This is a genomic window from Halorhabdus salina (assembly GCF_013839425.1).
Classification (GTDB): domain Archaea; phylum Halobacteriota; class Halobacteria; order Halobacteriales; family Haloarculaceae; genus Halorhabdus; species Halorhabdus salina.
The window spans coordinates 128,904-143,644 of record NZ_JACDNP010000004.1 but is presented as its reverse complement, the minus strand read 5'-3'; the positions used below and the strand labels follow the sequence as shown (position 1 = coordinate 143,644).

Here is a 14,741-nt window from a genome sequence, read left to right as displayed (position 1 = left end):
TACATGAGCAGCGACAACACACCGCCGGCCGAGAGTACCGACGTGAAAACGACGCGTGAGGCCCGGATGGGCGAGGGCGTCGACGACCGCTTCAACTCCCGGCTGCGGGAGGCCTTTGGCTCCTCGCCGTTCATCCTCACGAAGTTCGACCAGTTCATGAACTGGGTGCGGGGCTCGTCGATGTTCATGCTCCAGTTCGGGATTGCCTGCTGCTCGATCGAGATGATGCACACCTACGCCGTCAAGCACGACCTCGATCGCTTCCACGCGGGGGTCCCCCGGGCCTCCCCGCGCCAGGCCGACGTGATGATCGTTCCCGGGACCATCGTCTCGAAGTTCGCCCCGCGGATGAAACGCGTCTACGACCAAGTGCCCGAACCCAAGTTCGTCATCGGCATGGGTTCCTGTACCATCTCGGGTGGCCCCTTCCAGGAGGGCTACAACGTCGTCAAGGGCGCCGAGGAGGTCATCCCCGTTGACATTCACGTCCCCGGCTGTCCACCCCGGCCCGAAGCACTCGTGTACGGCGTCGCGAAACTCCAGGAGCGCATCGCCAACGGCGAGTCCTCGCCCGTCGTCGTCAAGCCCTACGAACTGGAGGAGTTCGGCGACCTCGAAGCAGACGAACTCGTCGATCACCTCGCCGAAGAGATCGACGAAGAGGACCTCGTGATGCGGTTCAACTGGGTTGATTCGCCATGAGTTTACAGGAACGTACCCCATCCGAACCCGACGTCGGCGTGACCGAGGACGGCCTGGATTACGACGAACTCGAAGCACTGCTGGAGGGCCGCGTGCTCGATCGCGAGGAGCACGTCAACGCCGAAGGGTTCGTCATTCGGCCGGACGAGGTTGAGGATGTCCTCTCGACGCTGAAAGAGGAGGCTGGATTCGATCACTGTTCGGCGGTCACAGCCCAGGAGTACGACGACCGCTTCGAGTCGATCTATCACCTCAAGAAGTACGACGATCCGACCCAGGAACTGAGTGTCGTCGTGCCTACGAGCAAGGACGAACCAGTCAGTCAGTCGGCTGCCGGTGTCTACGACACTGCCGACTGGCACGAACGGGAGGCCTACGACCTCGTCGGGATCAACTACGAGGATCACCCCGATCTCCGTCGGATCCTGCTGCCTGAGACCTGGCAAGGCCATCCCCTCTCGGAGCGATACAATCAGACTCAACCACAGGTCGTCCCGCTCCGGGAGCATGCCAACCCGCTCGAGGAGGACCACCGCGGCAGTGGGGACGATTCCGATACGATGTTCGTCAACATCGGTCCGCACCATCCCGCGACGCACGGCGTGCTTCACGTGAAGACGGTGCTTGATGGCGAACAGATCGTCGATCTAGACCCCGACATTGGCTATCTCCATCGCAGTGAAGAGCAGATGTGCCAGCAGGGCACCTACCGCCACCAGATCATGCCCTACCCCGACCGCTGGGACTACTCGCCGGGGGGGCTGCTCAACGAGTGGGCCTACGCCCGTGCCGCCGAGGACCTCGCGGACATCGACGTCCCCGAGTACGCGCAGGTGCTGCGGACGATGAGCGCCGAGCTAACCCGGATCGCCGCCCACATGCTCGCGGTGGGCACGTTCGGGCTGGATCTGTACGGTGACTTCACAGTCATCTTCATGTACGCCGTGCGCGATCGAGAGGTCGTCCAGAACTTACTGGAGGATCTCACGGGCCAGCGGCTCATGTTCAACTACTTCCGCTTGGGCGGGGTCGCCTGGGACCTTCCCGAACCCCGCGACGAATATCTCGAGAAGATCCGGGACTTCCTCGACGAACTGCCGGACCGCCTCGAAGAGTATCACAACCTCATCTCGGGCAACGAGATTTTCCAGATGCGCGCGGTAGATACCGGGATTCTACAGCCGGAAACCGCCAAATCCTACGGCGCGACGGGACCGGTTGCCCGCGGGTCAGGCGTCGATTACGACCTGCGGCGGGACGACCCCTACGGCTACTATGACGAACTCGACTGGGACGTCGTCACCGAGGACGGCTGTGACAACTACGCCCGACTGCTCGTCCGGATGCAGGAGGTCGAGGAGTCGGCGAAGATCATCAAGCAGTGTGTCGACCTGCTCGAAGACTGGCCCGAAGACGACCGCGAGATCCAGTCGAACGTCCCCCGGACGCTCAGACCGGACCCGGACAAGGAGATCTACCGGGCCGTTGAAGGAGCGAAAGGCGAACTCGGGATCTACATCCGCAGCGACGGCACGGATAAACCCGCTCGCTTCAAGATCCGCAGCCCCTGTTTCTCGAACCTCCAGACGCTGCCGGTTATGTCTGAGGGCGAGTACATCCCCGACATGGTCGCCTCGCTCGGAAGCCTGGATATCGTGCTTGGGGAGGTAGACAGATGATCGTCCCGGGGGCGATGTCGCTGACTGACCGCTTCCTGGAGCTACTCGGGTTGGACCCGTCGACGGCGGGACCACTGCTCGTCTTTGGCGTGTCTATCCTCGCTGCCGGATTGGTCGGGTCGTTCGTCCTCTTGAACACGGCCTTCGCCGGCCCGTACGCAAAGCGGAAGATTACCGCCTCCTTCACCGATCGGATCTCAGTCAATCGGATCGGTCCCGCGGGGATCGGGACAATCGTCGTCGACTCGGTGCGGTTGCTCTCGAAGGAACTCATCATCCCCGAAGATGCCGACCGGCCGGCCTACGACTTGGCACCGATCGTGTTGGCCGGGTCGGCGCTGCTTGCCTTCGCCGTCATCCCGATGGGGTCAGGTATCCAGTTGGCCGACCCCGAGATCGGCCTGGCGTACGTCTTCGCCATCGCGTCGATCGCCTCGCTCGGCCTGCTGATGGCCGGGTACGCCTCGAACAACAAGTACTCCTTCCTCGGCGGATTGCGTGCTGTCGCACAGAATATCGCCTATGAGATTCCACTCGTCTTGACGGGCGCGTCGGTCGTCATCTTCGCCGGGACGCTTCAGCTGGGGAACGTCACCACCCCTGACACCATCGTCGGAGCCCAGCAAGCGACGCTGTTCACCATCGGCAGCATTTCGATCCCCAGCTGGTTTGGATTTATCAATCCCTTCGCGTTCGCCCTCTTCATGGCTGCAAATCTCGCCGAAGTTGGACGCAACCCATTCGACATTCCCGAAGCGCCGACCGAGATCGTCGCCGGCTACCAGACTGAGTACTCAAGCGTCTACTTCGTCCTGTTTTACCTCGGCGAGTTCATCCACATCTTCCTCGGCGGGGCGATCATCGCCACGCTGTTCCTGGGTGGACCCGCCGGTCCGGTGTTGCCGGGCATCGTCTGGTTCACGATCAAGATCTGGGGCGTGTTCTTGCTGACCCAGTGGGCTCGCTCGGCGGTACCGCGGGTCCGCATCGATCAATTGATTCAGATCGGCTGGAAGGGGATGCTCGTGCTCTCGCTGGCGAATCTGCTGTTGACGGCGGTCATCGTCGGGGTGATCGCCTGATGACTGCCACTATCGACTACGGTAAAACTCCATTCGGAGGGTCATTCCAATGATCGGTATCCTCAAAGGACTCGCGACGACGATGAAACACGCACTGGACGGCAAGACATTCACCGTCAAGTATCCCGAAGAAGCCCCCGAGGTGAGTCCGCGCTTCCGGGGCGTCCACAAGTACAGCCAGGAGCGGTGTATCTGGTGTCGACAGTGTGAGAACGTCTGTCCGAACGACACCATTCAGATCGTCATGGACGATCAGCGCAACGGCGAACAGTACAACCTCCACGTTGGCCAGTGTATCTACTGCCGGCTCTGTGAGGAGGTCTGTCCGACCGACGCCATCGTGCTGACCCAGAACTTCGAGTTCACCGGCGATACCAAGGACGACCTGGCCTACAACAAGGAACAACTCAAGAACGTTCCCTGGTACAAGGATATCGATCCCCTCGAATCGCGGGAACCGGATCGTGGTAGCTGGGTCGGTGAGGGCGAAGGCGAAGTCGACTATCAGTAGAAGCATACGCGGCCGAAGGCCGCGGTTCGCGGCAGCGAGCGAAGCGAGGTCGCCGAGCGACCTCGGGAAGCCGAGCGGCGATAGCGCGGAACGGAGTTCCGCGGACTATTCGAGCGGGTGCTTAGCGCCCGCGAGAAGAAGCCGCCAGGCAGCGAGGTCCCGATCTTTTTGGTCCAGCTTTTTCGAGTCGAGCGGGGCCGAGGTCCCGCTGACCATGCGAATAGCGTGGGAGCCTTGCTCCCACGGACAGTGCGAGCGGGCGGCGAGGCGGTTTTCAACCGCCTCGAACTCGCGGCGCTGTGCGCCGCGCATGGCCCGCGAGCATACGGACGCGAAACGTCCGTGAGCAGAGAGCGGTTCGCGAGCACTGCGAGCGACCCGATGATGAAAAAAGGTGGCCTCAGAGCGCGACGACGAGGCCAAACGCGACTAGCATCGACAGTGTCAACACGAACTGCATCACGCTCGAACCAAGCGCTCCGACGAGAGCGTACACGGCGGCTTTTAGACTCTCACTTCGTGCGTTGCCGCGGTACAACTCCAGGGCAAACACCGTCGCAGTGATGCCGAGGACGATCCCGACTGGCCCCAGCACGAAGAATAGAAGGAAGCCGACGACAGCCCCGGCCAGACTACTCAGTGTCGAGGCGCCGCCAGCCTTCGCGGCGACCGCGCCCGCTACGTAGTCGACTGCAACGACGAGTAACCCGACGGCGATGAACCCAACGAAGACAATCAACCCAGGAGTCACGTAGCCCGTGCTCCACCAGTACACGGCGATGCCACCGATCGAGAGCAACCCCGCCGGGACCATCGGGACGAAACTGCCCACGACGCCACCGACCAGCAACGCCATCGCAACGACGAGGAAGACAGTGATCTCCATGCGTCACATTTCGGCCAGGACCTGAAATGCGCACTGGCAGTCCCGATCGAGTCGGATCGCCGCTGGCTCGGAACCTGCACCGTGACAGCGGCCGGGGTACTACTTGCCGTTCCTCGACGTGAGACGCGAGTGTGCGCCGACGCCAACCGTGAAGTGGGTGGACGAATTTCGGACCAGGACGCCCTTTTTGTCGCTGGCGGCCATTGTCTCAGGCATGTCGAATCAAGAATATGTCTACACTGTCCACGAAACGGAGGGGCCCCAGCAATCGATCGGCGACCTGGATGCGATCATCAACGAGTACGCATCAGAGGGGTGGCAACTGACCGAGACAATCGCCCAGGGCGGGACGACGGTCGGCCTCGTCTTCGAACGCGACGTCTCGTGATCGGCAGCCAAAGACCTTTGTGGATCGACTCGTTTGTGGTTCGATCAGACGCAGTCGTGCGATCATTCCGATACTGACTGACAGCAATCCGTATGAGTCACCTGCCGAGTCGTGAGACCGTCCCCGCATCCCACGAGGTGTAGAAAGATTCACTTGTATCGCTCTTGAACCATGTCACTACATCGATGACTGGCTCCCCGCAGGCAATCAAACAAGACTTCTCCGAGACGGTCGGTGCGGATAGCCGGGCGCAGAAGAACCGGACTGTCTCACCCGAAGCGGCGGCGCTATACGTTGACGGGCTCACGAAGACCTTCGGCAGCGGTGAGGAGGCGGTCACCGCTGTTCAGGATGTCTCCTTCGCGGTTGAGTCAGGCGAAGTAGTGGGGTTGCTCGGACCCAACGGCGCCGGCAAGACCACGACGATCAAGTCGATTCTTGGCTTGGTCCTCCCCGACGCGGGCGACGTCACAATTCAGGGCATCGACGTCTACGACCGCCCGAAAGCAGCCTACGAACACGTCGACGCGATGCTCGAGGGGGCGCGCAACGACTACTGGCGGTTGACCGTCCGGGAGAATCTCCGCTACTTCGCGGCTATTCGCGGCCACGACCCCGACACGCTTGCCCGACGACACACCGAACTCCTGGAGGCGTTCGATATCGCCGAGGAGGCCGACACCGCCGTCCGGGACCTCTCGCGGGGCATGAAACAGAAGGTCTCGCTGGCGAGCGTTCTCGTTGGCGATGTCTCGGTGGCTTTCCTCGACGAGCCGACACTCGGATTGGATATCGAGAGTTCGTTGACCCTCCGAAACGAACTGGTTCGGCTGGCCGAGGAGCGCGATCTGACATTGCTCGTTTCGAGTCACGACATGGCGGTGATCGAGGACGTCTGTGACCGTGTGATTATCATGAACGAGGGCCAGATTGTCGTCGACGACACGGTGGCCAATCTACTCGACGGGTTCGAGACCCGGGGCTATCGGATCACTGGTCGACACATCGACGAGTCGACCCTGGACGACCTCCGCAATCGGTTCGATCTGACTGGCGTCGAGCGACTGGACGGCCGCGTTCGATTCGAGGTTGCGGCCGATTCGACGACGTTCTATCGACTGACGGACGCCCTGGAAGCGGCGGGCGTCGAACTCGCGGACGTCGAGACAATCCAGCCGGACCTCGCGGAGGCGTTCCTCGAAGTGACCGGCGAGGGTGACGAGCGGTCTCCCGACGATGGGGGGACAAAACGGTGACCGTCGCCGAGGGGAGCCAGCCTGAGGGGATAGACGCCGGCGGGCCGACGCGGACCGGCGGGTACTACCACCTGCTAAAGGCCGTGATTTATCGTGATCTGATAATCTGGCTGCGGTACCCTGTCAACGCCGCCACGGGCCTGCTGGTCACGCTCATCTTTTTCGGACTGATGTTCTATGGCGGCCGCATGGTCGCCGGCCAGGCGATCACCGACACCATCGAGGGGTTGATCGTCGGGTACTTCCTCTGGACGCTCGCCCAGGGTTCCTATTACGGGATCACGAGCGCCATTCAGGCGGAAGCCAGCTGGGGAACGCTGGAGCGGCACTTCATGACGCCGTTCGGGTTCGGACCAGTCATTCTCGCGAAATCGATCGCTGTCACGCTCCGGACCTTTCTCACGTCGGCGGTCGTCCTCGCCGTGATGCTGGTGCTGACCGGTCAGACTCTGGCGTTGCCGGTAGTGACCGTGGTTGTCGTCGCCTGGCTCGCGGTGGCCTCCGTGTTCGGCCTCGGGCTAGCGATGGGCGGGCTGAGTGTCCTCTATAAGCGGATCAACAACGTGGTGAACCTCCTGCAGTTCGTGTTCATCGCACTGATCTCCGCGCCGGTCTTCGAGATTCCGTGGCTCCGGCTGTTGCCGCTCGTTCAGGGCAGCGCCATGCTCCAGGAATCCATGCGCGAAGGCGTCAATCTGTGGGCGTTCGAGCCGGTCGACCTCACGCTCCTCGTTGGGACTGCCGTCCTCTATCTCGGCCTCGGGTACGGCGTGTTCCTGCTCACGACCCGACGGGCACGCCGTCTGGGAGTTCTCGGTGATTATTGACCGATAGCCGCCACCTGGTCGGAGGGGCCAATTCCGGCGTGTCACGGGCCAACGTAGCCAATACCGGTCGAATTTGCCGGAAGCTTTGCGGGATAAAGAAATCTTCAAAGGGCGGGCGGGCGCAAAGTGACCTAGCATGGGAGTACTAGAGACAGTCACGTTTGGGCTTTTTGCGCTGACGACCGTCGGTGCGAGCCTCGGGGTCGTCCTCACACGGGACGTCTGGCACTCGGCGCTGTTGCTCGGCGTGGCACTGCTCAGCGTCGCCGTCCACTACGTCATGGTCCAGGCGCCGTTCGTCGCGGCGATGCAGGTCCTGGTGTACGTCGGCGGCGTGCTCATCCTGATTACCTTCGCCGTCATGTTGACGCGCGGGGCTGACGGCGACTCCGAACCGAATCAACGCGGGGTGAAACAGTGAGTCGTCCGCGGCTGGCTCGCGATCTCAATCCCGCCGGCGCAGTGGCCGCGCTTGCACTGTTCGCCGTCCTCGCGGCAGTGTTCCTCACGGCGACGTTCCCCGCGGCTGCGGGTTTCGAGGCGGGTGCAAGTATCACCGCTGGGATCGGGTACGCATTGTTCGATATGGCCGATCAGTCGCCACTGGTCACCGAGGGATTCCTGGTTTCGTTCATTCTCATCGCGATCGTGCTCGACGCCGCGCTGGACGGGGCGATACTGCTGGCCCGCCGTGAAGACGGGTCGGTACTGGATCGCGTCCGCGAGGGGGGTGATGACTGATGGTTGGCGTCGTCCACTATCTGGTGCTCTCGGCGGCCGTCTTCGCGATTGGCGTCTTCGGCGTCATGGCTCGCTCTAACGCACTCATGTTCCTCATGTCTGTCGAGTTGATGCTCAACGCCGCGAACATCAATCTCGTTGCCTTCTCGCTACACTACGGGAACCTCACGGGCCAGGTGTTTGCCCTGCTCGTGATGGCCCTGGCGGCCGCCGAAGTGGCGATCGGTCTCGGGATCATCCTCGTGTTGGACCGGAACTTCGGAGACATCGACGTGACGGTGCCGACGACGATGCGGAGGTAACATGACAGGAGCATTCGACTTCGCGCCGGCAATCGCATTGTTACCGCTGGCAGCGTTCGTGGTTGCGCTGTTCGGTGGCAAGTTCCTCCCAAAACGTGGCGCGCTAGCCGGCAGCACTGCCCTGGCCGGCTCGCTCGTTCTTTCGATCTGGACGCTCGTGACCGTCGCGGGCGGCGAGACCTACAACGCTGACCTCTACACATTCGTTGCTGGGCAGGATACGCTCACGCTGCATCTGGGTATCCTGATCGATCCGCTCTCAGCGCTGATGCTCGTGATCGTCTCACTGATCGCCCTGCTGGTGTTCATCTTCTCGCTTGGCTATATGAATGACGAGGGCGAGACCGGCCTCCCGCGATACTACGCCGAGCTCGGCCTGTTCTCGTTCAGTATGCTCGCCTTTGTCCTCGCGGACAATCTCTTGATGGCGTTCATGTTCTTCGAACTCGTCGGCCTGTGTTCGTATTTGCTGATCGGGTTCTGGTTCCGTGAAGAGGGGCCGCCCTCGGCTGCGAAGAAGGCCTTCCTCGTGACCCGCTTCGGGGACTACTTCTTCCTCGTCGGGACCGTCGGCATCTTCGCGACCTTTGGCACCGGCATGTTCGCCGGCCCGGAAAGCTTCCCGCACATGGCAGAACAGGCTCTGGCTGGCGAAACAAGCGTGACGACGTTCTTCGGACTCGGTGAGCAAGCCTGGTTCACGGTGCTCGGATTGCTCGTCCTGGGTGGCGTGATCGGCAAGTCCGCCCAGTTCCCTCTGCATACGTGGCTGCCCGATGCGATGGAGGGGCCGACCCCCGTCTCGGCGCTCATCCACGCGGCGACGATGGTCGCCGCCGGGGTCTACCTCGTCGCGCGGATGTACGGCTTCTACCTGCTGTCGCCGACTGCGCTGGGTGTGATCGCCCTCGTCGGCGGATTTACCGCGCTGTTCGCGGCGTCGATGGCCCTGGTCAAACAGGAACTCAAACAGGTGCTGGCCTATTCGACGATCAGCCAGTACGGGTACATGATGCTCGCGCTGGGCGGCGGCGGGTACGTCGCCGCGGTCTTCCACCTGACGACCCACGCCATCTTCAAGGCACTCCTGTTCCTGGGTGCCGGGGCGGTCATCATCGCGATGCACCACAACGAGAACATGTGGGACATGGGCGGGCTGAAGGACAAGATGCCCGTCACCTACTACGCGTTCCTCTCAGGCTCGCTCGCCCTGGCGGGCATCTTCCCCTTTGCCGGCTTCTGGTCGAAGGACGAGGTGCTCTACGAGACGCTGATCCACGGGCTGGGCGGCAACCCACTCTTGCTGGCCGGCTACGCGATGGGCTTGCTGGCGGTCGTCTTCACCGGCTTCTACACCTTCCGGATGGTGTTCCTGACCTTCCACGGTGAGCCTCGGACCGAGACTGCCGAGGATCCACACGGCGTCCGCTGGAACGTCAAACTCCCGCTTGCGGTGCTTGGAATTCTGGCAGCCGTCGCGGGCGTCATCAATCTCGCGCCGGTCGAGAAGGTTACCGGCGTCCACCTGACCTTCCTCCACGACTGGCTGGACAAAGCACCCGATTCGTTCGGAACGGCCGTCCACCACTACACCGGCGACCACGGCCTGATGCACGAGTTCGCGGGCTACACGGCCACGAACCCGTTGGGCGAGACTGGAACCGTCCTCGCGGGCGCAGCGGTCTCGCTCGGACTGGCATTGCTCGGTGCCGGCCTGGCGTACCGACTCTACGCCGTCCCCGACCCCGAAGAGCACACGGACAGACTCGGCTCGCTGAAGACGCTACTCATGAACAACTACTATCAGGACGAGTATCAGGTCTGGCTCGCACGTGACGTAACGCTCCCGCTCTCGCGGGCCGCCGACACGTTCGATCAGAGCGTTATCGATGGCGTCGTCAACGCAACCAGCAGCGTGAGTCTGTTCGCCAGCGAGCGCGTCCGGCGCATTCAATCAGGGATCGTGACCCACTACGCCACGTTGCTGACGCTGGGGCTTGTCGTGATTCTCGTCGTGCTCGGCCTCTACGGGGGGTGGTTCTGAATGCTGCTGGAAGCCCTTCTCGTGAGTGTCCTCCTCGGTGCTGGAATCGTCGCGGTGGCACCCAACCGCTACGCCGGGAAGCTGGCCGCGGCGATCAGCCTCGTCCCGCTGTTAGGCAGCTTCTACCTGTGGTCGGCCTTTGACGGGGCGAGCAACGCCCTGCTCGGGACCAATCCTGCCTTCGAGACCACGATCGAATGGATCAGCCTGGCCGGCTACCAGCTCCAGTGGCACGTCGGCCTCGACGGCGTGAGTCTGCCCCTTGTCATCCTGACAACAATCCTCACGACGACGGCGATCGTCTCGGCCTGGACGCCGATCGACGAACGCCAGTCACAGTTCTACGCCCTCGTGCTCTTACTAGAGGCAGGGCTGCTGGGCGTGTTCGGGGCGCTTGACTTCTTCCTGTGGTTCGTCTTCTGGGAAGTCGTGCTGGTGCCGATGTACTTCCTGATCGCCATCTGGGGCGGTCCGCGCCGCAAATACGCCGCGATCAAGTTCTTCGTCTACACCAACGTCGCCAGCCTGGTGATGTTCATCGGCTTCATCGCCCTGGTCTTTGGGCTGGGCGACAGCATCACGACGCTTGGCTTACCGGAGATAACCCAGGCCCTCCAGGCTGGCGAACTCACCGGACTCGCTGGGCTCGGCCCGGGTGCACTGAAAGGGGCGGCTTTCATCGCCATGTTCGCCGGCTTCGCGGTGAAGGTCCCGATGGTCCCCTTCCACACCTGGCTGCCCGACGCCCACGTCGAAGCGCCGACGCCGGTGTCGGTGCTACTGGCGGGTGTCCTCCTGAAGATGGGGACCTACGCACTGCTGCGCTTCAACTTCACGATGTTGCCCGATGTCGCGAAAGCTAACGCGGAGATCATCGCGATCTTCGCCGTGGTGAGTGTCATCTACGGTGCCTTGCTCGCACTCGCCCAGCGTGACCTGAAGCGGATCGTCGCGTACTCCTCGATCTCCTCGATGGGGTACGTCCTGCTGGGACTGATCGCCTACACCGCCCACGGCGTGGGCGGGGCGACCTTCCAGATGGTCAGTCACGGCTTCATCTCCGGGTTGATGTTCATGACCGTCGGCGTCATCTATAACCAGACTCACACGCGGATGGTCGGCGACATGTCCGGGCTCGCGGATCGGATGCCCGTGACGGTCGGCATTTTCGTCGCCGCAGCCTTTGGCTACATGGGACTGCCACTTATGAGCGGGTTCGCCGCTGAGGTGCTGATCTTCCTCGGGGCCTTCCCCTCGACAGTCCTGCCGGGCGCGCCGATCTTCACCGCCCTGGCCATGTTCGGTATCGTCATCGTCGCTGGCTACCTGCTCCTTGCGATGCAGCGGACGCTCTTTGGCCCGTTCGACCTAGAGACTGATTACGAACTCGGCCGGGCACCCGTCCAGGACGTCGCCCCGCTGGTGGTGTTGCTTGCCTGCGTGATCGCTTTGGGTGTCGCCCCAGACCTCTTCTATGGGATGATTCAAGACGCGGTTAGTCCGATCCTCGCACTGGGAGGTGGTGCCTGATGGCGGCAATCGAACTGCCGACGTGGGCTGCGCTGGCACCGGCGCTCATCCTCGCCGCGACCGCGCTGGTGTTGTTCTTGATCGACAGCATCGAGTCCGAACCCGACACGACGAGTCCGGTACTGCTGACCGCCGTCGGACTGGCCGGTGCACTTGGCGCACTCGCCTTCAACGTCTGGTACCTGATCGCGGACACCGGCCAAAACGCCCCCATCGAACTATTCGGCGGCCAGCTCATGGTCGACGGGATGACGCTGGTGCTCGGGACGATCGTCGCCAGCGTCCTCGCCCTCGTCGTGCTCGCGAGCTACGACTACATTGCGGACGACCCCTACCAGGCAGAGTACTTCTCGTTGCTCTTCCTGGCCGCGACTGGGATGACGCTGCTGGGATCGGTCGATAGCTTCGTGACGGCGTTCCTTGCCCTGGAGCTATCGAGTCTGCCCTCTTACGCATTGGTTGCCTACCTCAAGGACAACCAGGGGAGCGTCGAAGCAGGGCTGAAGTACTTCCTGATCGGGGCGCTCTCGTCGGCGATCTTCGCCTACGGGATCAGCCTGATCTACGGCGCGACCGGGTCGCTGCAGTTCGACGCCGTGGCAGCCGCGGTCGACCCGACTGCACTGCCCGGAATCCTCGGCGTCGGGATCGTGATGGTCGCCGGCGGCGTCGCGTTCAAGACCGCAATCGTCCCGTTCCACTTCTGGGCGCCGGAAGCTTACGAGGGTGCGCCGACACCCATCTCGGCGTTTCTCTCATCGGCCTCGAAGGCCGCCGGGTTCATCCTGGCGTTCCGGATCTTCACGACGGCCTTCCCGATCGAGGCTGTGGCGACGACCATCGACTGGCTCGTACTCTTCCAGGCGCTTGCCGTCGTGACGATGGTCCTGGGGAACTTCGCCGCCGCGACCCAGGAGTCCGTCAAGCGGATGCTCGCTTACTCTTCGATCGGCCACGCCGGCTACGTCTTGATCGCGTTGGCGGCCCTGACGCCGACTGCCAACGCCGACCTTGTGCTCGGGGCCGGCATGCTGCACCTGCTGGTCTACGGGTTCATGAACACCGGCGCGTTCCTGTTCGTCGGCCTGGCGGAGTACTGGGACGTCGGGCGGACCTTCGAGGACTACAACGGATTGGCACAGGAGGCCCCGATCGCTTCGGTAGCGATGACGATCTTCCTGTTCAGCCTCGCTGGCCTGCCTGTCGGGGCGGGTTTCCTCTCGAAGTACGTTCTCTTCGGTGCCGCGGTCGGTGCGGGCCTGTGGTGGCTCGCCGCGGTCGGAGCGATCGCCAGCGCGCTCAGCCTGTTCTACTACGCCCGAGTCGTCAAGGCGCTGTGGATCGAAGAGCCAAGCCAAGACTTTGAGATCGACACCTACCCGGTCGGACTCTATGCGGCCATCATCGTCGCGGCAGTCGTGACGGTACTGCTCCTGCCCGGCTTCGGGCTCGTCAGCGAGGATGCGATCGCTGCTGCGGGCGCGCTGCTGTAGGCCCCGTTCGGTCTGATTCCGCCGTCGCTGGAGTTTTTGCGTCCCGGTTCACTGGTTCCCTATCCGGTCCTGACCGCAGGTCCGTCTCGATTCGCTCGCGTGACCGTACCGTCTTGCTCACCTTGCACGGTGTCGGGTTACGCACGACGCCGCTGGCTGGCCTGCTCGTCGCTGTCCGACTGGTCTCTGGACTTGGGTCCCTCGGACGTGACTCCGTGTCTGAAAAGATCGGACGGCATTCTCGACCGTTCGCCCGCTTTCGGACGGCCGGGCAAGGTTCCGATTACACGATATCTAAGTGCCGGCGGGAACACAAGTAGGTATGAAAGCGACAGCGACCGCCCATCCGATCCAGGGACTGGTAAAATATCACGGGATACGCGATTCCGACCTCCGGACGCCGTATCACGACTCGATCAGCCTCTGTACCGCGCCGAGTGAATCGACGACGACTGTCGCCTTCGAACCCGATCGAACGGATGACGAGTACGTCATCGATGGCGACCGCGTCGAGGGACGTGGTGCCGAGCGGATTCGGACTGTGGTCGATCACGTCCGACAGCGGGCCGATATCGACCATGCCGTCCGGATGAACAGCGAAAACAACTTCCCGTCAAATGTCGGCTTTGGCTCCTCGTCATCGGGCTTTGCGGCGCTTGCAATGGCGCTCGTCGAGGCGGCCGGACTCGATCTCTCCCGTCCCGAGATCTCGACTGTTGCCCGTCGTGGTTCGACCTCGGCGGCACGGGCAGTTACGGGTGGGTTTTCGGATCTCCGAGCGGGGAGCAACGACCGGGACTGCCGCTCCAAACGACTCGACGTCGAGTTCGAGGACGACGTGCGAGTTGTCGGCGCGGTGATCCCTGCCTACAAGGAGACCGAAGCCGCCCACGAGGAGGCCGAAGACAGTCACATGTTCGAGGCTCGGCTCGCCCACATCCACGCCCAACTGGCGGACATGCGGGACGCCCTCGGACGAGGTGACTTCGAGCGCACCTTCGAGATCGCCGAACACGACACGCTCTCGCTGGCAGCAACGACGATGACCGGCCCGGAAGGTTGGGTCTACTGGCAACCCGAGACCCTCGAAGTCTTCGAGACCGTACGGACCCTCCGCGAGGACGGCATCCCCGTCTACTTCTCAGGGGACACCGGGGCAAGCATCTACGTCAACACGAGGGCCGAGTACGTCGATCGCGTCGAGGAGGCAATCACTGAGCTCGGGATCGAGACACGCGTCTGGCGAGTCGGCGGTCCCGCCCGCGTCCGGGACGCCGACGCCGCGCTGTTCTGAAGCGTG

General features: G+C 62.8%; 15 protein-coding genes. 14 read left to right on the top strand and 1 reads right to left on the bottom strand.

The genetic code is table 11. The features are described from left to right. The first annotated feature begins 3 nt into the window (after positions 1-3). From HZR20_RS07175 to HZR20_RS07160, 4 genes are read left to right on the top strand one after another with little or no spacing between them, the layout of a single operon-like run. Entirely contained in the window at positions 4-702 is a 699-nt protein-coding gene (locus tag HZR20_RS07175; RefSeq protein WP_181685907.1) for an NADH-quinone oxidoreductase subunit B, read from the top strand. Then, positions 699-2,381: an NADH-quinone oxidoreductase subunit D gene (locus HZR20_RS07170; protein ID WP_181685906.1), complete on the top strand. Its 1,683-nt coding sequence runs from the start codon at positions 699-701 to the stop codon at positions 2,379-2,381. The genes HZR20_RS07175 and HZR20_RS07170 overlap by 4 nt, the downstream gene beginning before the upstream one ends. Next, positions 2,378-3,463: a complex I subunit 1/NuoH family protein gene (locus HZR20_RS07165; RefSeq protein WP_220132691.1), complete on the top strand. Its 1,086-nt coding sequence runs from the start codon at positions 2,378-2,380 to the stop codon at positions 3,461-3,463. The genes HZR20_RS07170 and HZR20_RS07165 overlap by 4 nt, the downstream gene beginning before the upstream one ends. Before the next feature lie 49 nt (positions 3,464-3,512). Beyond that, positions 3,513-3,974, top strand: coding sequence for a NuoI/complex I 23 kDa subunit family protein (locus tag HZR20_RS07160; protein WP_181685905.1), 462 nt, complete (start codon positions 3,513-3,515; stop codon positions 3,972-3,974). A 400-nt stretch (positions 3,975-4,374) separates the two neighbouring features. On the opposite strand, the gene HZR20_RS07155 is transcribed toward HZR20_RS07160, so the two are convergent. After that, complete coding sequence (locus HZR20_RS07155; protein ID WP_181685904.1) at positions 4,375-4,860, bottom strand: DUF456 domain-containing protein; 486 nt, start codon at positions 4,858-4,860, stop codon at positions 4,375-4,377. Positions 4,861-5,074: 214 nt separating this feature from the next. Between HZR20_RS07155 and HZR20_RS07150 the strand changes: the two genes are divergently transcribed. The 10 genes from HZR20_RS07150 to mvaD all read left to right on the top strand — a co-directional run bounded on the left by HZR20_RS07150 (position 5,075) and on the right by mvaD (position 14,735). Next, positions 5,075-5,248 carry a hypothetical protein gene (locus HZR20_RS07150; RefSeq protein ID WP_181685903.1) on the top strand — a complete coding sequence of 58 codons (174 nt, stop codon included), beginning with the start codon at positions 5,075-5,077 and terminating at the stop codon, positions 5,246-5,248. A 185-nt stretch (positions 5,249-5,433) separates the two neighbouring features. Further along, positions 5,434-6,504 (top strand): ABC transporter ATP-binding protein, encoded by a 1,071-nt coding sequence (locus tag HZR20_RS07145; protein WP_181685902.1) that lies wholly within the window; start codon positions 5,434-5,436, stop codon positions 6,502-6,504. Beyond that, on the top strand, positions 6,501-7,331 hold the full coding sequence (locus tag HZR20_RS07140) for an ABC transporter permease (protein WP_374057587.1): 831 nt from the start codon (positions 6,501-6,503) through the stop codon (positions 7,329-7,331). The genes HZR20_RS07145 and HZR20_RS07140 overlap by 4 nt, the downstream gene beginning before the upstream one ends. 136 nt (positions 7,332-7,467) lie before the next feature. Further along, positions 7,468-7,752: an NADH-quinone oxidoreductase subunit J gene (locus HZR20_RS07135; protein ID WP_181685901.1), complete on the top strand. Its 285-nt coding sequence runs from the start codon at positions 7,468-7,470 to the stop codon at positions 7,750-7,752. Continuing rightward, positions 7,749-8,072 carry a hypothetical protein gene (locus HZR20_RS07130; protein ID WP_181685900.1) on the top strand — a complete coding sequence of 108 codons (324 nt, stop codon included), beginning with the start codon at positions 7,749-7,751 and terminating at the stop codon, positions 8,070-8,072. Before HZR20_RS07135 ends, HZR20_RS07130 begins: the two co-directional genes overlap by 4 nt. After that, positions 8,072-8,374, top strand: a complete 303-nt coding sequence (gene nuoK / locus HZR20_RS07125) for an NADH-quinone oxidoreductase subunit NuoK (protein WP_220132690.1) — start codon at positions 8,072-8,074, stop codon at positions 8,372-8,374. Before HZR20_RS07130 ends, nuoK begins: the two co-directional genes overlap by 1 nt. Position 8,375: 1 nt before the next feature. Continuing rightward, complete coding sequence (gene nuoL / locus HZR20_RS07120) at positions 8,376-10,418, top strand: NADH-quinone oxidoreductase subunit L (RefSeq protein ID WP_181685899.1); 2,043 nt, start codon at positions 8,376-8,378, stop codon at positions 10,416-10,418. Then, on the top strand, positions 10,419-11,948 hold the full coding sequence (locus tag HZR20_RS07115) for a complex I subunit 4 family protein (RefSeq protein ID WP_181685898.1): 1,530 nt from the start codon (positions 10,419-10,421) through the stop codon (positions 11,946-11,948). It abuts the gene before it with no gap. After that, positions 11,948-13,441 carry an NADH-quinone oxidoreductase subunit N gene (locus HZR20_RS07110; RefSeq protein ID WP_181685897.1) on the top strand — a complete coding sequence of 498 codons (1,494 nt, stop codon included), beginning with the start codon at positions 11,948-11,950 and terminating at the stop codon, positions 13,439-13,441. The genes HZR20_RS07115 and HZR20_RS07110 overlap by 1 nt, the downstream gene beginning before the upstream one ends. Before the next feature lie 322 nt (positions 13,442-13,763). Further along, positions 13,764-14,735, top strand: coding sequence for a phosphomevalonate decarboxylase MvaD (mvaD, locus tag HZR20_RS07105; RefSeq protein WP_181685896.1), 972 nt, complete (start codon positions 13,764-13,766; stop codon positions 14,733-14,735). Positions 14,736-14,741 lie beyond the last annotated feature (6 nt).